Below are 18,201 nucleotides of genomic sequence, written 5' to 3'. Positions count from 1 at the left end.
GGAAAGGGGACGGGCCGGGCAGGCCGGACGTTACGGTTCGAGCAGGCGCTGCAGCCGCAGCTCCTCGAAATCGAGTTCCGATTCTATGCGGTGCAGTACCGCGTCGTCGACCTTGCCGTCGCGATGCAGGTCGAGCAGCGCGCGGCGCGATATGCCGACGAGCTCGAGTTCGACGCGCAGCATGCGGGCGCGCACGCCGGCCGGTTCGGCGCCTTGCCGGTGCGCGCGTTCGTTGAACGTGACGCGGTTGCGGTATTCGGCGAGCAGGCGATCGAGCGACGGCTGCTCGAGCGCCGAGCCGTGCTGCCCGAGCGTATCGAGTTCGGCGAGCGCCGCGCCGAACGTGTGCGCGCGCACCGCATGTTCGGACATCGTGTGGCGCGCGGCCGGGCGCAGCTTCAGCACGCGAATGAGCGGCGCGAGCGTGCCGCCCTGCACGACGAGCGTCGCGATGATCAGCAGAAAGGTACTGAACAGGATCAGGTCGCGGCCGGGGAAGTTGGCCGGCAGCGCGATCGCGGCCGCGAGGCTCACGACGCCGCGCATGCCCGACCAGCCGAGCACGACGGCTTCGCGCCACGACCACGGCGTGTGGCCCGCGCGCCGCGCACGCAGGCGGCCCGGCAGCCACATCGCGACGAACACCCACACGACGCGCGCACCGATCGCGGCGGCCGTCGCCGGCAGCGCGACCCGCAGGCCGGCCATCAGCACCGCGCCTTCGTGGTTCACGCGTGCGAGGATCGCATGCAGCGCGAGGCCGATCAGGATGAACACGAGCGCGTCGAGCACGAACACGATCGCCTCCCACGTCGCCTTCGCCTTGATCCGCATGTCGGCGTTGAACACCCGATGCTGGCGCACGCCGAGCACGAGCCCGCAGGTGACGACCGACAGCACGCCCGAGCCGTCGACGGCTTCCGCGATCCCGTAGCTGCCCCATGCCATCGCGAACGTCACGACGATGCCGAGCATCGGATCGCGCAGGCGCGGCAGCACCCAGCACATCGCGTGGCCGCACGCGAGGCCGACCGCGATGCCGATCAGCGTGAGCGAGAAGAACAGGCCGGTGGCGCTGGCCGCCGTGATCGACACGGCGAGCGCGGCCGACACGGCCATCTGGTACAGCAGCAGGCCCGACGCATCGTTGACGAGACTTTCGCCTTCGAGCACCGCGACGAGCCGCGCGGGCAGCGGGTGGCGTTGCAGGATTGCCTTCGCGGCGACCGCGTCGGGCGGCGACACGATCGCGCCGAGCGTGAAGCACGCGGCCCACGGCAGCGCGGGATTCGCCGCATGCACGGCGAGCGCGACCGCGACGGTCGTGAACGCCACGGCGCCGAGCGCGAGCGACGCGATCGACGCGAGTTCCTGCCGGAATTCCTTCCACGCGGTGTAGAACCCGCTCGACATCAACAGCGGCGGCAGCACGGCCGCGAGCAGCAGCGCCGGGTCCATGTCGGGCACGCGCTTGCCCGCGACGGCGACCACGCAGCCGCCGAGCAGCAGCACGACGGCCGGCGGAATCGAAATCCGCTCGGCGAGCCAGGTGAGGGCGCCCGCGCCGCAGATCAACAGCAGCAGGTAATGGAACAGCTCGACGTTGGTCATGCGCGGCCGGCGGCGATGGGGTGGATCACGAAGGCTTGCGGTCGTTCGCGGCGCCGCCCGGCAGCGCGCCGAACATGTGCTGGCTGCACTGTGCGTCGCGCCATGCGGTGTTCAGCCGATGGCCGGACAACATCCGGCGCGCGACGGGCAGGATCTGTTCGCCGGCCAGCATGCCGAGCAGGCCGGTGAGCGCGATGAGCGGCGGCGCCGGCGAATTCACGCCGAGTGCGCCGTAGATGACGCCCGCGAGGAGGCCGGCGATCAGCGACAGGAAATACGGTTTCATGGTGAGCTTCCGTGAGGGCCGACGGGCGGCGCGGTGCATGCCGTCAAGAACTTGAAAGCGTAGCGGGTTTGCGTGAAGAAAAAAAGGGCGGGCAGCCCCGAACGGGCATTCGTTCAGGAATCGGATCGATTCCATTTCTTGGGTGTTCGCGCCGTGCGTTTGCGGCTTAAATATTTCGGCCCGGATGACGATCCGGCGTCGACGCACACCAGGCTCCTCCCGTTTTCACGGTCGAGGCAGGCCCCCTTTTTCCGTTCACAGGACCCCATTCGCCATGAGCAACCCGAAGCTTGAAGTACTGACGCCGCACAACAGCCAGCTGATCTTCATCGACCAGCAGCCGCAGATGGCGTTCGGCGTGCAGTCGATCGATCGCCAGACGCTGAAGAACAACGTCGTCGGGCTCGCGAAGGCCGCGAAGGTCTTCGACATCCCGACCACGATCACGACGGTCGAAAGCGACAGCTTCTCGGGCCACACCTATCCCGAGCTGCTCGACGTGTTCCCGAACCAGAAGACGCTCGAACGGACGTCGATGAATTCGTGGGACGACCAGAAGGTGCGCGACGCGCTCGCCGCGAACGGTCGCAAGAAGGTGATCGTGTCGGGGCTGTGGACCGAGGTCTGCAATACGACGTTCGCGCTGTGCGCGATGCTCGAGGGCGACTACGAGATCTACATGGTCGCCGACGCGTCGGGCGGCACGTCGCAGGCCGCGCACGATTTCGCGATGCAGCGCATGGTGCAGGCCGGCGTGGTGCCGGTCACGTGGCAGCAGGTCCTGCTCGAGTGGCAGCGCGACTGGGCGCGCCGCGACACGTACGACGCCGTGATGGCGATCGCGAAGGAGCACTCGGGCGCATACGGGATGGGCGTCGACTACGCGTACACGATGGTCCACAAGGCGCCGCAGCGCACCGCGACGCCGCACGAGTCGATTCCGGCCGTGCCCGCGAAGTAACGGGCCGGCGGCCGCGCTGGCCGCGCCGGAGGCGGCGAGCGCCTGCCACCGCTCATCACGCGTTCAGGCGGCGGGCAGCGCCCACGGCGCGTGCGCGAAGCGTTCCGCGAGGAAGTCGAGCAGCACCGTCACGCGCGCGGCGCGCAGCATGCCGGGCGGCGTGACGAGGTTCACGTTGATGTCCGCGATCTTCCAGTCGCTCATCACTTCCTCGAGCTCGCCGCGCTGCATCGCGTCCCACACGAGGAACTCGGGCTGCAGCGCCAGGCCGTGACCGCCGACGAGCGCGGGGAGGATCACGTCCGCGTTGTTGGTGCGGATGCGCCCGTGGACGGACACGCCGACTTCGTCGCCCGACGCCGGATGGCGGAAGCGCCAGTGCTCGGGGGTCGGCAAGTTGGTGTACGTGAGGCACACGTGCTGTTCGATGTCGCGCGGATGCGTGGGGCGGCCGCGCCGGTCGAGATACGCGGGCGATGCGACGAGCGGCCGGCGCACCGCGCAGAGGCGGCGCGAACGCAGCGTCGAATCGTTCAGCTCGGCGATGCGGATCGCGACGTCGAAGCCGCCCGACACGATGTCGACGATGTGATCGGTGAGCACGAGATCGATGTCGACGCGCGGATAGCGTTCGAGAAACGCCGGCAGCACCGGCGACAGATGGCGCAGCCCGAACGACATCGGCGCATTCACGCGCACGAGGCCGTGCGGCTCGAGCGCCTGCGCGGACGCTTCGTTCTCGATCAGCTCCGCATCGGCGAGCAGGCGGATCGCGCGGTCGCGCAGCAGTTCGCCGGTCGGCGTGAGCGACAGCTTGCGCGACGTGCGGTACAGCAGCATCGCGCCGAGGCGTTTTTCGAGGCGCGCGATCGCCTTCGACACGGTGGGTTGCGATACGCCGAGCAGGTCGGCGGCTTTCGCGAACGAGCCGGTCTCCGCGACGCGCGCAAAGATGGCCCAGGCTTCGAGATCAGGAAGGTGTTGCATGGTCGGCGTGAATGGCAGGGAAGCGAAACGGATGCGATGCGCCGCGCAGGCGGCCTCGCGATGCCGGTGATTCTAATCCGGCCGGGAGAAAAAACGTTATGGAATCTTATCTAATTTCATTGGGCGCCGGCGCGCTGATCGGCGTCGTGTACAGCGTGATCAGGGTGCGCTCGCCGGCACCGCCGCTGATCGCGCTGGTGGGCCTCGCCGGCATGCTGGCCGGCGCGCAGGCCATCGCGCCGGTTCGTCACTGGCTCGGCTTCTGACCGCATCGAGGACATTTCATGAGCGCAACCGATACCCAACCCGATCTGATCCTGCACAACGGGCGCATCACGACGCTCGATCGTGCGAACCCGGTCGCGACCGCCGTCGCGATCAAGGACGGCCGCTTCGTCGCGGTCGGCGGCAATGCGGAGATCGTGCCGCTCGCGGGCCGTGCGACGAAGGTCGTCGACCTCGACGGCCGCACCGTGCTGCCGGGCCTGATCGACAACCATACGCACGTGATTCGCGGTGGCCTGAATTACAACCTGGAGCTGCGCTGGGACGGCGTGCGGTCGCTCGCGGTCGCGATGGAGATGCTCAAGCGCCAGGTCGCGATCACGCCCGCGCCGCAGTGGGTGCGTGTGGTCGGCGGCTTCACCGAGCACCAGTTCGCCGAGAAGCGGCTGCCGACGATCGCCGAACTCAATGCAGTCGCACCCGACACGCCGGTGTTCATCCTGCACCTGTACGACCGCGCGCTGCTGAACGCGGCCGCGCTGCGGGTGGTCGGCTACACGAAGGACACGCCGGAGCCGCCGGGCGGCACGATCCTGCGCGACGACGCGGGCAACCCCACCGGCCTGCTGCTCGCGAACCCGAACGCGACGATCCTCTACGCGACACTCGCGAAAGGCCCGAAGCTGCCGTTCGAGTATCAGTACAACTCGACGCGCCACTTCATGCGCGAGCTGAACCGGTTGGGCGTGACGGGTGTGATCGACGCGGGCGGCGGGTCGCAGAATTATCCCGACGATTACGAAGTGATCCGCAAGCTGCACGACACGGGCGAGATGACGATCCGGATCGCGTACAACCTGTTCACGCAGAAGCCGAACGCGGAGAAGGAAGACTTCGTGAACTGGACGAAGAGCGTCAAGTACCACGACGGCACCGACTACTTCCGCAATAACGGCGCGGGCGAGATGCTGGCGTTTTCCGCGGCCGACTTCGAAGACTTCCGCGTGGCGCGGCCGGATCTGCCCGCGCAGATGGAGGATGACCTCGAAGGTGTCGTGCGCGTGCTGGCGGAAAACCGTTGGCCGTGGCGCATGCACGCGACCTATGACGAAACGATCAGCCGCGCGCTCGACGTGTTCGAGAAGGTCAACGAAGACATCCCGCTCGAAGGGCTGAACTGGTTCTTCGATCACGCAGAAACGATCACCGAGCAATCGATGGACCGGATCGCCGCGCTCGGCGGCGGTATCGCGGTGCAGCACCGGATGGCGTACCAGGGCGAATACTTCGTCGAGCGCTACGGCGCGCAAGCCGCGGAGGCGACGCCGCCTGTCGCGAAGATGCTCGCCAAGGGGCTCAAGGTGTCGGCCGGCACGGACGCGACACGCGTCGCGTCGTACAACCCGTGGGTGTCGCTTGCATGGCTCGTGACGGGCAAGACGGTCGGTGGCCTCAGAATGTATCCGCAGCGCAACCTGCTCGATCGCGAAACCGCGCTGCGGATGTGGACCGAGTACGTGACGTGGTTCTCGAACGAGGAGGGCAAGAAAGGGCGCATCGCGGTCGGGCAACTGGCCGACCTGATCGTCCCGGACCGCGATTTCTTCGCGTGCGCGGAGGACGATATCGCCGGCACGACCGCGTTGCTGACGGTGGTCGACGGGAAGATCGTATGGGGCGCGGGGCCGTTCGCGTCGCACGACGCGCCGATCCCGCCGGCGATGCCGGACTGGTCGCCCGTTCGCGAGTTCGGGGGCTATGGCGGCTGGGGCGCGACGCAGCGCAACGGCGCACCGTTGCAACGCGCGGCCGCCGCCGCGATGTGCGGCTGCGCGAACGAATGCAACGTTCACCAGCATGCGCACGCGGACGCATGGGCAAACGCGTTGCCGACGTCCGACGCGAAGGGCTTCTGGGGTGCGTTCGGCTGTTCGTGCTGGGCGGTCTGACATGGCGGCCCCGACCCACCGCGGCGGCGCCGGCAATCCGGCGTGGGTCCGCGCGCTGCTCGCGCAGCCGGGGGTGCTGCCGCTCGCGCGGCTCGCGCTGGTGTCCGCGTATCTGATCGGCGGCGTCGCGAAGGCGCTGGATTTTCACGGCGCGGTGGCGGAGCAGGCGCATTTCGGCCTGCAGCCGGCTGCGCTGTGGGCGGCGCTGGCGATCGCGGTCGAGATCGCCGGCTCGCTGTGCGTGGTGTTCAACCGCTTCACGTGGCTCGGCGCCGGCAGCCTCGGCATGCTGACGCTGGTCGCGATGGCCGTGGCCAACGATTTCTGGAACCGGACGGGCGCCGAGCACTTCATGGCGCTCAACAGCTTTTTCGAGCATCTCGGGCTGATCGCGGCACTCGTGCTCGCGACCCGGCTCGCCGATGCACCGCACGCGGCCGATGATGGCCGCTCCAATCGATGACGATGCAACAACCAGGAAAGCCTTTCATGAAAACGATTCGTTCAGTGCTGCTCGCCGCGATGTGCGCGGGCGGCCTTGCCGGTGCGCCGGCGGCGTTCGCGAAACCGCCGGTGCCGCCGGCGGTCGCGCCGACGGTGGCGGTCGGTCCGCAGTACGACACGACCCACGTGTGCGTCGCGCCGGAAGACTTCGACCGCTTCACCGACAGCTTCGTCGCGACGTTCGGCGGCAAGAAGTCGAAGCAGGGCGTGTTCCAGGTCACGCCGACGCCGAGCCAGACGATGTCGCAGCTGGTGCTCACGCCGGTCGGCACGATCTCGGTATTCGGCTTCAAGACGCCGATTCCGTATCCGTTCTGCGCGGAACGCACCGGCTATCTCGTGACCGACATGGATGTCGCGGTGAAATCCGCGCGCGAGCACGGCGCCGACGTGATCGTCGACACGTTCCCCGATCCGATCGGCCGCGACGCGATCATCGCGTGGGCGGGCGACGTGAAGATGCAGCTCTACTGGCATACCCAGGCGCCGCACTACGACGCGTTGCAGACCATCCCCGAGAATCGCGTGTACGTGTCGCCGCAGAGCGTACGCAAGTTCGTGCACGATTTCGTCAAGTTCTCGAAGGGCAAGGTGGTGTCCGACGACCTGAAGGCGCCGGGCATTGAAATCGGCCGGCCGAACGACACGTACCGCCGCATTCGCATCGAATCGGGCTTCGGCAAGATGACCGTGCTCGTGACCGATGGTCACCTGCCTTACCCGTTCGGCCGCGAGATGACCGGCTACGAAGTGGCCGATCTCGCCGCGACGCTGAAGCAGGCACAGGCCGCGGGCGTGACGGTGCTCGTGCCGGCCTTCACGTCGGACGGCCGCGACGCGGCGCTCGTGCAGTTTCCGGGCGGCTACGTCGCCGAGATCCACGCGAGCGCGGCGCGATGAAGCACGAGGATACGATCCTTGCCGCGGTGGCCGGCTTCGTCGACACGCTGAGCTTCGTCGCGCTGTTCGGGCTGTTCACCGCGCACGTCACCGGCAACTTCGTGCTGATCGGCGCGGGCATCGCGGGCTTCGGCCAGGGCGTCGTGCTGAAGCTCAGCGTGTTTCCTGCGTTCGTGTGCGGCGTGATCGCGAGCAGCCTGATCGCGCGGTCGATGGCCGCGCGGCCGGCCTGGCAGGGCACGCGCATGCTGCACGCGGTGCAGGCCGTGCTGCTGCTCGGGTTCTGCGCGGCCGGCGTGTGGGCGACGCCCGTCACGCAACCGGACAGCCTGCCGGCGCTCGTGGCCGGCATCGTCGGCACGTTCGCGATGGGCGTGCAGAATGCGCATCCGCGCGTGATCGCGCGCGCGGGCGGCGTGCCGAACACGGTGATGACGGGCAACGTGACGCAGGCGATCCTCGATGCCGTCGACATGCTGTCGCCCGGCACGGCGGACAGCGCGCGTGCGACGGCGCGGGCGCGCTTCGCGAAGATGCTGCCGGCGATCGTCGCGTTCGCGCTCGGCGCGGCATGCGGCGCGCTCGGGTTTCGCGCGGTCGGGTTTCTTGCATTGCTCGCGCCCGTCGGTGCGCTGGCGGCGCTGGCGCTGGGGGCGGCGTCGCCAGCGGCCGGCACGACCCCGCGGGAGCCCGCATGATCGAGCGTCGGCGAAGCGGGCGCCGCGGCCGCCACTTCGAGCGGGCCGCGCGCGTGTCGATCGTCGCGGGATTGATGCTCTCGGGCGCCGACGCGGCGTTCGCGGAAACGGCAGCCGCGTCGGCGTCGACGCCGACATCGAGCGCGTCATCGGCCTCGGCGCCCGCCGCCACCAGCGCATCGACGTGCCCGGCCAAGCGTCCCGCCGTCCTGTTCAACCGCTGGCAGGAAGACTGGTCGGTGCTCGCGAATCCCTGTGTGCCGCGCGCGCCGCTCGACGGGCTGAAAGCCATTGCGCTCGGCAACGATCCGTCCTCCTATCTGTCGCTCGGCGTGAACCTGCGCGAGCGGCTCGAAACCAACGACGCGCCGCTGTTCGGCATCGGCGCCGCGCAATCGGATACGTACCTGATCCAGCGCGTCGAAGTGCATGCCGATGCGCATCTCGGCCGGCACTGGCAGTTCTTCGTGCAGTTGCAGGATGCGCGCGCGTTCGGCAAGAACACGATCGCGCCGGTCGACCGCAATCCGCTCGATCTCGAACAGGCGTTCGCGACCTACACGGGCGCGCTCGGCGGCGGCACGCTGAAGTTCCGCGTCGGCCGTCAGGAGATGGCGTTCGACTTGCAGCGCTTCATCGCCGCGCGCGACGGCCCGAACGTGCGGCAGGCGTTCGATGCGGTGTGGGTCGACTACGAGTATCGGAAGTGGCGCTTCATCGCGTATGCGACGCAGCCGGTGCAGAACCGTACCGCGTCCACGTTCGACGACGTGTCGAATCGCGATCTCACGTTCAGTGGCGTGCGCTTCGAGCGGCAGTCGGTCGGGCCGGGCGATCTGTCCGGCTACTGGTCGCGCTACAACCGCGGCCACGGGCGTTTCCTCGACGCGAGCGGCCCCGAGCATCGCGACGTGTGGGACGTCCGCTACACGGGCACGCACGGCCGCTTCGACTGGGACCTCGAAACGATGCTGCAGACCGGCACGGTCGGCAACGACACGATCGCCGCATGGGCCGTCGGTTCGATCGCCGGCTACCGGCTCGACGCGCCGTGGTCGCCGCGCATCGCGCTGCAGGTCGACGCGGCGTCGGGCGACCGGCATCCGCGCGATGGCCGGATCGGCACGTTCAATCCGCTGTTTCCGAACGGCTACTACTTCACGCTCGCCGGCTACACCGGCTACTCGAACCTGATCCACGTGAAGCCGTCCGTGACGCTGAAGCCGTCGCCGAACCTGTCGCTGCTCGGCGCGCTCGGCTTCCAGTGGCGCGAGACGACCGGCGACGCCGTCTACCAGCAGGGCAATGCGGTCGTGCCGGGCACCGCGGGCAAGGGCGGGTTGTGGACGGGGATGTACGTGCAGCTGCGTGCGGACTGGACGATCGCCGCGAACCTGATCGGCGCGCTCGAGGCCGTGCATTTCCAGGTCGGCGATGCGATCCGGCAGGCGGGCGGGCACAACGCCGACTACGTCGGCGTCGAGCTGAAGTACGGCTGGTAAGGCAAGCGCGCGGTCACGCGGACCCATGAACAAGGGCGGCCAGGAGGCCGCCCTTCGTTCGTTCGGAGCCGGCATCGCCGCCGGCTCGTTCGCGGTGACCGCGATGCGATTACAGGTTCGGCGACAGCGCGAGCGCGTTCGTCAGGTCGCCCATCGGCTGGGCGCCGTTCGCCTTCAGCGCGTCGTCGCGTTGCTGCAGGCCGGCGAGGCGCGGCAGCGAGAAGCGGCGCGTGATGAAGCGCAGGATCGAACCCGTGTCGTACTGCGTGTGGTCGACGAAGCCCTTCTTCGCGAACGGCGACACGATCAGCGCCGGAATGCGGGTGCCCGGGCCCCAGCGGTCGGCGGTCGGCGGCGCGGCGTGATCCCAGAAGCCGCCGTTTTCGTCGTACGTGACGACCACGACCATGTTCTTCCACTGCGGGCTGGCCTGCAGGTGCGCGATCACATCGGCGATGTGCTGGTCGCCGGACGTGACGTCCGTGTAGCCCGGGTGCTCGTTCAGGTTGCCTTGCGGCTTGTAGAACGCGACCTGCGGCAGCGTGCCCGCGTCGATTGCCTTGATGAACTCCGCGCCGTTCGCGCCGCCGTCGAGCAGGTGCTGCGCGCGGCTCGCGGTGCCCGGCGCCTGGTTCGCGAAATAGTTGAACGGTTGGTGGTGCGGCTGGAAGTTCGGCGTCGACAGGTCGGCGCCGTAGATCACGTTCGACGTGCCGTTCTGGCTCGCCTGCAGCGCCTGGCCCCACGCGCCGCCATACCACGCCCACGACACGCCCGCGTTGGTCATCAGGTCGCCGATGTTGGTCGCCGTCTGCGGCGGCATCGTCGACGGATTGGCCGGGTCGGCCAGCAGCGGATCGCCGCCCGCGGCCGCCTTGTTGCCGCTCGGCTGATACGCCGGCTGCATCGTGTTGATGCCGTAGAAGTCCGGCGTCAGCGCGCCGTCATTGACGAACTTCGGCGGCCCGCTCAGCGCGGAAGCCGGCGAGTTCGTCGCGACCTTCAGCGACTTGCCGTCGGCGTTCAGCACGGCGATCTTGCCGGCCGCCGGGCTCTTGTCGGCGTTCGGGTAGTACGGCGCGCACGCGCAGATCAGGTACTGGTGGTTCAGGAACGAGCCGCCGAACGCGCCCATGAAGAAGTTGTCGGCGAGCACGTACTGCTGCGCGATCTTCCACAGCGGCAGCTTCGACGGATCGGCCGTGTAGTGGCCCATCGTCAGGCCGCCCGCGTCGGTCCATGCGGCGTACATGTCGTTCTTGCCGCCGTTGATCTGCATCTGGTCCTGGTAGAAGCGGTGCACGATGTCGCGCGTCGCGATGCTCATCGACTGGTTGAAGCCGTTCGGATCGTCGATCGCGAACGGCGCGTTCGGCAGGTTCGCCGTCATCGCCTCGGTCACCGCCGGCGTGATGCCGGTCGCGGTCAGGCCGCCCCAGATCTTCGGCAGCGTCGCCATCGTCGAGCCGTCGCGGTCCTTCTGCACCGAATTCGCGGCCGTCGCGTTCTGCAGACCGTTGGCGCCCGGGAAGTTGCCGTACAGGTTGTCGAAGCTGCGATTTTCCGCGTAGATCACGACGACGTTCTTGACGGCCGACAGGCCCTGCTGCGTCACGTCGTCGCCGCCGCAGGCGGTCAGGCTGAGCGCGGCCGCAAGGGCGATCGGCGTGTAGCGAATCCAGGCGTGCTTCTTCATGCGATGTTCTCTCTCATTCGTCGTTGGTCGCGTGTGGGAACCGGGTGGCGGAGGGCCGGCGCGCGAACCTCGCGGTACCGCCCGGCTGCGCGCATTATCTGGAACCGATTTGACAGCCGGGTGTAGGGACGCTTTCAATTGACTGTCGGTTGAACGTCATCCAACGGTCACGGAACTGACATAAGCTCCGGCCGATTGCCCACCGCTACCAGAACAACGACGATGCACACCTTTCTGAAATCCTTCGCGTTCGCGCGGTCGCTGGTCCCCGCCGCGGCGACGCTCGCGGTGGCTGGCGCGCTCGCCGCGCTCGCCGGTTGCGACGCGCAGCCCGGCACGACCGCGTCGGCCGCGTCCGTCGTCCCGGCGGCGCAGGCTGCTCCGGCCGCCCCGGCGGTCGCGCCGGCTCGCCAGCCGCAGACGCGCGCGCAGGTGTTCGAGGGCGTGAAGCAGATGACGGCGCTCGGCAAGCAGCTGTTCTTCGATCCGTCGCTGTCCGGGTCCGGCAAGCTCGCTTGCGCGTCGTGCCATAGCGCCGAGCATGCGTTCGGGCCGCCGAACGCGCTGTCGGTGCAGTTGGGCGGCGACGACATGCACCGTACCGGCTTTCGCGCGGTGCCGTCGCTGAAGTACCTGCGCGGCATCCCGCCGTTCAGCGAGCACTTCCACGATTCGCCGGACGAAGGCGACGAAAGCGTCGACGCGGGTCCGACCGGTGGGCTGACCTGGGACGGCCGCGTCGATACGCGCGATGCGCAGGCGCGCATTCCGCTCCTGTCGCCGTTCGAGATGAGCAGCTCGCCTGCGCGGGTCGCGAAGGCGGTCCGCGCCGCGCCGTATGCCGACGCGTTCCGCAAGGCGTTCGGCGACCAGGTGCTCGGCGACGACCGGGCGACGTTCGATGCGGTGCTGCGCGCGCTCGATGCATTCCAGCAGCAGCCGGCGCTGTTCGATCCGTACACGAGCAAATACGACGCATATCTGGCCGGCCACGCGCAGCTCACACCCGCCGAGTTGCACGGGCTGCAGCTGTTCAACGACGAGAAGAAGGGCAATTGCGCGAGCTGCCACATCAGCCAGCGCACGCTCGAAGGCGGCCCGCCGCAGTTCAGCGATTTCGGGCTGATCGCGATCGCGGTGCCGCGCAACCGCGCGCTGCCGGTCAATCGCGACCCGCGCTTTTACGATCTCGGCGCCTGCGGTCCCGAACGCACCGACCTGAAGGGGCGCGACGAATTCTGCGGGCTGTTCCGCACGCCGTCGCTGCGCAACGTCGCGCTGCGCAAGACGTTCTTCCACAACGGCGTGTATCACTCGCTCGAGGACGTGATGCGCTTCTACGTCGAACGCGACATCCATCCGGAGAAGTTCTACCCGGTCGTGCACGGCAAGGTGCAGATCTACGACGACCTGCCGAAGCGCTACTGGCCGAACATCAACCGCGAAGCGCCGTTCGACCGCAAGCGCGGCGACCAGCCGGCGCTGAATGCGGCCGAGATCAAGGACGTGATCGCGTTCCTGGGCACGCTGACTGACGGATATCAGCAAACGGCCGTCGCCGCCAAGCCCTAGAAGGCCTTCATCGCAGCACGCATGCTATGCTCGCTCGCTGACGGGCGCGGTGCGTGCCGGTTCGCCGGCATGCACCGCGCCTTTCGATCGAACATCCAAGGAGAAAAACATGTCGATGCGTGCATCCCTTTCCGTCGTCACGCGCGTGCTGGCCGGCGCCGCGTGCGCAGCCGCGATGCTGCCCGCCCACGCGCAGAACAACCTGAACTTCCTGAACGACACGCCGATCAGCTATTTCAGCAAGACCGACCGCGCGTCGCTTTCCAAGGCAGTCGTGCAGGCGCGCGACGAAGGCAAGGACGGCGAAACCACGACGTGGCAGAGCAGCGGCCGCGGCACGCAGATCGACGCGAAGCTCACGCCGAGCACGACCGAGGCGGACGGCAAGACCTGCCGCGAAGTCGCGACCGAAATCACCGCGAAGGGCCAGACGATGACGCTCAAGCCCGTCTATTGCAAGACGGCCGCGGGCAAGTGGCAGCTGCAGAAGCGCTGAGCACGCGCATGACGAAGCGGGGCGGCGCGCCGCGCACGGTATCGTGCGGCGTCGTGATCCTCGATGCGGCCGGCCGCGTGTTCCTCGCGCATGCGACGGACACCACGCACTGGGACATCCCGAAGGGGCAGGGCGAACCGGGCGAGACGCCGGCCGACGCCGCGCTGCGCGAACTGCGGGAGGAAACCGGCATCGCGTTCGCGCCGGCGCGGTTGCTCGATCTCGGCCGCTTCGCGTACCGGCACGACAAGGACCTGCACCTGTTCGCGGTGCAGGTGGCCGACGGCGAAATCGATCCCGCGCACTGCACGTGCACGTCGCTGTTTCCGAGCCGTCGCGACGGCTCGATGATTCCCGAGATGGACGCGTACCGCTGGACCGTGCCGGGCGACATCGACACCTATGCGAGCCGCAGTCTCGCGCGGCTGTTTCGCACGAAGCTGTCGCTGGCGGACTTGCATCGGCGGTTGTCGGGCGCGTGAACGGGCGCCGCGGCTTCCGTTTTCGCCTGCCGTTCTTCGGCACGCGCCCATGAAAAAACCGGCCCTGGAGCCGGTTTTTTCATGCCGAGGCAGCGGCGGCTTGCGGGCCGCGCGCTACCGCGCAGAGCAGGCCGTCAGGCCGGCTTGCCCCAGCTGTCGCGCAGCCCGACGATCCGGTTGAACACCGGCTTGCCCGGCTTCGAATCGACACGGTCTGCAACGAAGTAGCCGTGGCGCTCGAACTGCAGGCGCGTTTCCGGCGCGACGTCGCCGTTGCCCGGCTCGAGGTACGCCTGCACGATCTTCTTCGAATCGGGGTTCAGCGCCTCGAGGAAGTTCGCGCCGCCCGCGTCCGGGTGCGGCTCCTTGAACAGGCGGTCGTAGATCCGCACTTCGGCCGGCTGCGCGTGCTTCGCGCTGACCCAGTGGATGTTGCCCTTGACCTTGTACGTGTTCGCGCCTTCGGTGCCCGACTTGCTGTCCGGGAAGTAGTTGCAGTGCACGGCCGTCACGTTGCCGTCGGCGTCCTTGTCGAAGCCCGTGCATTCGATCACGTAGCCGTAGCGCAGGCGGACCTTGTTGCCCGGGAACAGGCGGAAATAGCCCTTCGGCGGATTTTCGACGAAATCCTCGCGCTCGATCCACAGTTCGCGCGAGATCGGGAACGTGCGCACGCCGCGGTCCGGATGGTGCGGATGCACGGGCGCCGTGCACGCTTCCTCGAGGTCTTCCGGATAGTTGTCGATCACGAGCTTCAGCGGATCGAGCACCGCGACCGTGCGCGCCGCCTTGTCGTCGAGGTCGTCGCGCAGCGCGCCTTCGAAGATGCTCATGTCGATCCACGAATCGATCTTCGTCACGCCGATCCGCTCGCAGAACAGGTGGATGCTCTCCGGCGTGAAGCCGCGGCGGCGCACGCCGACGATCGTCGGCATCCGCGGGTCGTCCCAGCCGTCGACGTGGCCTTCGGTGACGAGTTGCAGCAGCTTGCGCTTGCTGGTGATCGCGTACGTGAGGTTCAGCCGCGAGAATTCGATCTGTTGCGGCAGCGGGCGCGTGAACACGCCGGCTTCCGCGAGTTCGTTCAGCACCCAGTCGTACAGCGGGCGGTGATCCTCGAATTCGAGCGTGCACAGCGAATGCGTGATGCCTTCGAGCGCATCCGAGATGCAGTGCGTGTAGTCGTACATCGGATACACGCACCATGCGTCGCCGGTGCGGTAGTGGTGCGCGTAGCGGATCCGGTAGATCACCGGGTCGCGCATGTTCATGTTCGGCGACGCCATGTCGATCTTCGCGCGCAGCACGTGCTCGCCTTCCTTGAACTCGCCGGCCTTCATCCGGCGGAACAGGTCGAGGTTCTCTTCCGGCGTGCGCTCGCGGAACGGCGACGGCTTGCCGCCCTCGGTCAGCGAGCCGCGGTTCGCGCGCATTTCGTCGGCGCTCTGGCTGTCGACGTACGCCTTGCCACGCTTGATCAGCAGCTCGGCGAACTCGTACAGCTTGTCGTAGTAGTCGCTCGCGAAATACTGATGATCGACCGCGTCCTTGCGCCAGTCGAAGCCGAGCCAGCGCACCGCGTCGACGATCGAGTCGACGTATTCGACGCTTTCCTTTTCCGGGTTCGTGTCGTCGAAGCGCAGGTGGCACACGCCGCCGTAGTCGCGCGCGACGCTGAAGTTCAGGCAGATGCTCTTCGCGTGACCGATGTGCAGATAGCCGTTCGGCTCGGGCGGGAAGCGCGTCTCGACGCGGCCGCCCCATTTGCCGGTGCGGTTGTCGTCGTCGATGATGTTACGGATGAAATTGGAAGCCGCGGGGGCGTCGTTGCGTTCGGTGCTCATGCGGTTGGCGTCAGGTTGTGTCGGCGCGTCGCGCCGGTTTAATCCTGTAATTCTACCTGACCGGGGTGCGTCCCGCGCGGCCTGCCGGTCCGGCGCCGTCCGTTCGCGATGCGTACCGCAATATATCGAGTGTGTGTCGGCTGTAACACGACGTAAATCGGATTGCCGGCGCCGTTCGGGTTTTCCTATGATGGCTTTACCGATTCAATGCCGCCATTCGCAATTTTTGCGTGGCGGGAGGAAGCCAATAATCATGATGAAGAAGACCACTTTTCTCGTTCGTACCGCGGTGATCGTCGCGGCCCTGTCGCAACTCGGCGCATGCGCGATGACGCATACGCAACGCAATGCCGGGATCGGCGCGGCCGCGGGCGGCGCGCTCGGCTACCTGATCACGGGCGGCCCGGTCGGCACGGTGGCCGGCGCGGCGGCAGGCGGCCTGGTCGGCGCCGGCGTCCGCTGATCCCCGCCGGCAGGCGCCCGCGACGCGGGCGCCACGCATGCCGGCCGGTCGTGACGCCTGCCTGAGTGCATCACGACCCGCACGAACGTCACGCACATCCCCCGGATTTCGACAGGCACCATCAGGGAGAGGCGGGTGTGCGACACTGCGTCGACGCTACAACACGATTCCATTCGTCGACCAACCCTTCCATGACCGACTCCGTCGTTTTCGTCTTGCCGGGCTACGCCAATTCGGGCCCGCTTCACTGGCAGAGCCGTTGGGAGCGCGCCGACGCGCGCTTCTCGCGGGTCGCGATGCCCGACTGGGACCGTGCGTTCCGCAACGGCTGGTGTCTCGCGCTCGACCGGGCGGTCGAAGCCGCGCGCGGGCCCGTGCTGATCGCCGGCCACAGCCTCGGTACGCTGACCACCGCTTGGTGGGCGACCCGCTACGCACGCCCGGCCGCGCTCGCGAAAGTGCGCGGCGCGCTGCTCGTCGCATTGCCCGATCCCGCGGGGCCGGCGTTCCCGGTCGACGCGCACGGCTTCGGCCCGGTGCCGCACGAGCGATTGCCGTTTCCGACCTGCGTCGTCGCGAGCAGCGACGATCCGTACGGTTCGCTCGCGTTCGCACGCGGCTGCGCGCATGCGTGGGGCAGCGCGTTCCGCGACATCGGCCCGCGCGGCCACATCAACGCCGACAGCGGGCTCGGCGACTGGCCGGCCGCACGCGGCTGGCTCGACGCGCTCGCGCGCTAGCCGGGCCGTTCGCCGCCGCGCGAGCCTGACGCGTCAGATCGCCTGTTTCGCCTTCAGCGCGGCAATTCGCTCGTCGTCGTAGCCGAGCATGTCGCGCAGCACCTCTTCCGTCTGCGCGCCGAGCAGCGGCGGGGCGGTGCGTGCGTCCGGCGGCGTCGCGCTCATCCGGATCGGGTTGCGCACGAGCTTCACGTCCGCGCCGCACGGGTGCGGCAGCGCTACCTGCATCCCGCGCGCGACCACCTGCTCGTTGTCGAACACCTCGTCGAGATCGTTGATCGGCCCGCACGGCACGCCGGCCGCTTCGAGTGCGCCGATCCAGTCGGCCTTGCCGCGCGCCTTCACCATTTCCGCGAGGATCGGCACCAGCGTGTCGCGATGGCGCACGCGCGACGGGTTCGTCGCGAAGCGCTCGTCGTCGGCCAGCTCGGGCCGGCCGCCGGCTTCGACGAACTTGCGGAACTGCCCGTCGTTGCCGACCGCGACGATGATCCAGCCGTCGCTCGTCTGGAACGTCTGGTACGGCACGATGTTCGGATGCGCGTTGCCCCAGCGCACCGGCGGCTTGCCGCTCGCGAGGAAGTTGGTGTTCATGTTCGCCAGCAGCGCGACCTGCACGTCGAGCAGCGCCATGTCGATGTACTGGCCTTCGCCCGTGCGGTCGCGGTGCGCGAGCGCGGCGAGCACGGCGATCGTCGAATAGAGGCCGGTCGCGAGATCGGCGATCGCGACGCCGGCCTTCTGCGGGCCGCCGCCCGGCTCGCCGTCGCGCTCGCCGGTGATGCTCATGAAGCCGCCGATCCCCTGCACGATGAAGTCGTAGCCCGCGCGGTGCGCGTACGGGCCGGTCTGGCCGAAGCCGGTGACCGAGCAGTAGACGAGATCGGGCTTCACCGCGCGCAGCGCGTCGTGGTCGAGCCCGTATTTCTTCAACTGACCGACCTTGTAGTTCTCGAGCACGACGTCGCTCTGCGCGGCGAGCTCGCGCACGATCCGCTGGCCCTCGGGCGTCGCGATGTCGATCGTCACCGAGCGCTTGTTGCGGTTCGCCGCGAGGTAGTACGCGGCCTCGGCGGTATCCGCGCCGTCCGCGTCCTTCAGGTACGGCGGCCCCCAGTGGCGCGTGTCGTCGCCGGCGCCCGGGCGCTCGACCTTGATCACGTCCGCGCCGAAATCGGCAAGGGTCTGCGCGCACCACGGGCCCGCGAGCACGCGGGTGAGGTCCAGCACGCGGATATGGCTCAGGGCACCCATCGTCGAATCGTCTCCTTTCATGGCTGGCCTG

Annotated in this window: 18 protein-coding genes; 12 read left to right on the top strand and 6 right to left on the bottom strand. The window is 68.3% G+C overall.

Going from position 1 to position 18,201, the window contains the following annotated elements; all coding sequences use genetic code 11:
- Positions 1–30: 30 nt before the first annotated feature.
- On the bottom strand, positions 31–1,611 hold the full coding sequence (locus DTA15_RS28120; RefSeq protein ID WP_006482678.1) for a cation:proton antiporter: 1,581 nt from the start codon (positions 1,609–1,611) through the stop codon (positions 31–33).
- 25 nt (positions 1,612–1,636) lie between these two features.
- The gene (locus DTA15_RS28115; protein WP_006482681.1) at positions 1,637–1,897 is read right to left on the bottom strand and encodes a XapX domain-containing protein; all 261 of its coding nucleotides are present in this window, start codon (positions 1,895–1,897) and stop codon (positions 1,637–1,639) included.
- A 274-nt stretch (positions 1,898–2,171) separates the two neighbouring features.
- On the opposite strand from DTA15_RS28115, the gene DTA15_RS28110 reads away from it, so the two are divergent.
- Positions 2,172–2,858 (top strand): hydrolase, encoded by a 687-nt coding sequence (locus DTA15_RS28110; protein WP_006482670.1) that lies wholly within the window; start codon positions 2,172–2,174, stop codon positions 2,856–2,858.
- 63 nt (positions 2,859–2,921) lie between these two features.
- Here DTA15_RS28110 and DTA15_RS28105 read toward each other — a convergent pair whose 3' ends face one another.
- A complete protein-coding gene (locus tag DTA15_RS28105) occupies positions 2,922–3,845 on the bottom strand; it encodes a LysR family transcriptional regulator (protein WP_006482668.1) in 924 nt (307 codons plus the stop codon).
- Positions 3,846–3,943: 98 nt separating this feature from the next.
- On the opposite strand from DTA15_RS28105, the gene DTA15_RS28100 reads away from it, so the two are divergent.
- The 6 genes from DTA15_RS28100 to DTA15_RS28075 are packed head-to-tail and all read left to right on the top strand — an operon-like array spanning position 3,944 to position 9,623.
- Positions 3,944–4,111, top strand: a complete 168-nt coding sequence (locus DTA15_RS28100) for a DUF1427 family protein (protein ID WP_006493101.1) — start codon at positions 3,944–3,946, stop codon at positions 4,109–4,111.
- A gap of 18 nt (positions 4,112–4,129) precedes the next feature.
- Positions 4,130–6,019 (top strand): amidohydrolase, encoded by a 1,890-nt coding sequence (locus DTA15_RS28095; RefSeq protein ID WP_006482680.1) that lies wholly within the window; start codon positions 4,130–4,132, stop codon positions 6,017–6,019.
- A 1-nt stretch (position 6,020) separates the two neighbouring features.
- On the top strand, positions 6,021–6,482 hold the full coding sequence (locus DTA15_RS28090; RefSeq protein ID WP_006482676.1) for a DoxX family protein: 462 nt from the start codon (positions 6,021–6,023) through the stop codon (positions 6,480–6,482).
- A gap of 26 nt (positions 6,483–6,508) precedes the next feature.
- Positions 6,509–7,423: a hypothetical protein gene (locus DTA15_RS28085; protein ID WP_006482679.1), complete on the top strand. Its 915-nt coding sequence runs from the start codon at positions 6,509–6,511 to the stop codon at positions 7,421–7,423.
- Entirely contained in the window at positions 7,420–8,121 is a 702-nt protein-coding gene (locus tag DTA15_RS28080) for a YoaK family protein (RefSeq protein ID WP_006497734.1), read from the top strand. The genes DTA15_RS28085 and DTA15_RS28080 overlap by 4 nt, the downstream gene beginning before the upstream one ends.
- A complete protein-coding gene (locus tag DTA15_RS28075) occupies positions 8,118–9,623 on the top strand; it encodes an alginate export family protein (protein ID WP_012492532.1) in 1,506 nt (501 codons plus the stop codon). Before DTA15_RS28080 ends, DTA15_RS28075 begins: the two co-directional genes overlap by 4 nt.
- 109 nt (positions 9,624–9,732) lie before the next feature.
- On the opposite strand, the gene DTA15_RS28070 is transcribed toward DTA15_RS28075, so the two are convergent.
- The gene (locus DTA15_RS28070; RefSeq protein WP_006490385.1) at positions 9,733–11,319 is read right to left on the bottom strand and encodes an acid phosphatase; all 1,587 of its coding nucleotides are present in this window, start codon (positions 11,317–11,319) and stop codon (positions 9,733–9,735) included.
- A 222-nt stretch (positions 11,320–11,541) separates the two neighbouring features.
- Here DTA15_RS28070 and DTA15_RS28065 point away from each other — a divergent pair, with 222 nt between their 5' ends.
- The 3 genes from DTA15_RS28065 to DTA15_RS28055 all read left to right on the top strand — a co-directional run bounded on the left by DTA15_RS28065 (position 11,542) and on the right by DTA15_RS28055 (position 13,869).
- On the top strand, positions 11,542–12,891 hold the full coding sequence (locus tag DTA15_RS28065; protein WP_020979792.1) for a cytochrome-c peroxidase: 1,350 nt from the start codon (positions 11,542–11,544) through the stop codon (positions 12,889–12,891).
- 109 nt (positions 12,892–13,000) lie between these two features.
- Positions 13,001–13,387 (top strand): RT0821/Lpp0805 family surface protein, encoded by a 387-nt coding sequence (locus DTA15_RS28060; RefSeq protein ID WP_006482251.1) that lies wholly within the window; start codon positions 13,001–13,003, stop codon positions 13,385–13,387.
- A gap of 8 nt (positions 13,388–13,395) precedes the next feature.
- On the top strand, positions 13,396–13,869 hold the full coding sequence (locus tag DTA15_RS28055; protein WP_006482252.1) for an NUDIX hydrolase: 474 nt from the start codon (positions 13,396–13,398) through the stop codon (positions 13,867–13,869).
- 134 nt (positions 13,870–14,003) lie between these two features.
- Here the strand turns inward: DTA15_RS28055 and DTA15_RS28050 are convergent, their stop codons facing one another.
- Entirely contained in the window at positions 14,004–15,713 is a 1,710-nt protein-coding gene (locus DTA15_RS28050; RefSeq protein WP_006482253.1) for a glutamine--tRNA ligase/YqeY domain fusion protein, read from the bottom strand.
- Between the two features lie 253 nt (positions 15,714–15,966).
- Here DTA15_RS28050 and DTA15_RS28045 point away from each other — a divergent pair, with 253 nt between their 5' ends.
- Both DTA15_RS28045 and DTA15_RS28040 read left to right on the top strand, forming a co-directional pair.
- Complete coding sequence (locus DTA15_RS28045) at positions 15,967–16,176, top strand: YMGG-like glycine zipper-containing protein (protein WP_006497729.1); 210 nt, start codon at positions 15,967–15,969, stop codon at positions 16,174–16,176.
- Positions 16,177–16,367: 191 nt separating this feature from the next.
- Positions 16,368–16,916 (top strand): RBBP9/YdeN family alpha/beta hydrolase, encoded by a 549-nt coding sequence (locus tag DTA15_RS28040; protein WP_006489670.1) that lies wholly within the window; start codon positions 16,368–16,370, stop codon positions 16,914–16,916.
- 33 nt (positions 16,917–16,949) lie between these two features.
- Here the strand turns inward: DTA15_RS28040 and DTA15_RS28035 are convergent, their stop codons facing one another.
- Positions 16,950–18,170: a CaiB/BaiF CoA transferase family protein gene (locus DTA15_RS28035; RefSeq protein WP_006489673.1), complete on the bottom strand. Its 1,221-nt coding sequence runs from the start codon at positions 18,168–18,170 to the stop codon at positions 16,950–16,952.
- Between the last annotated feature and the right edge of the window lie 31 nt (positions 18,171–18,201).

Source organism: Burkholderia cenocepacia, assembly GCF_900446215.1.
Lineage (GTDB): Bacteria > Pseudomonadota > Gammaproteobacteria > Burkholderiales > Burkholderiaceae > Burkholderia > Burkholderia cenocepacia.
Note: the sequence above shows the minus strand (reverse complement) of the source record. Positions and strands in the feature narration are given on the sequence as shown.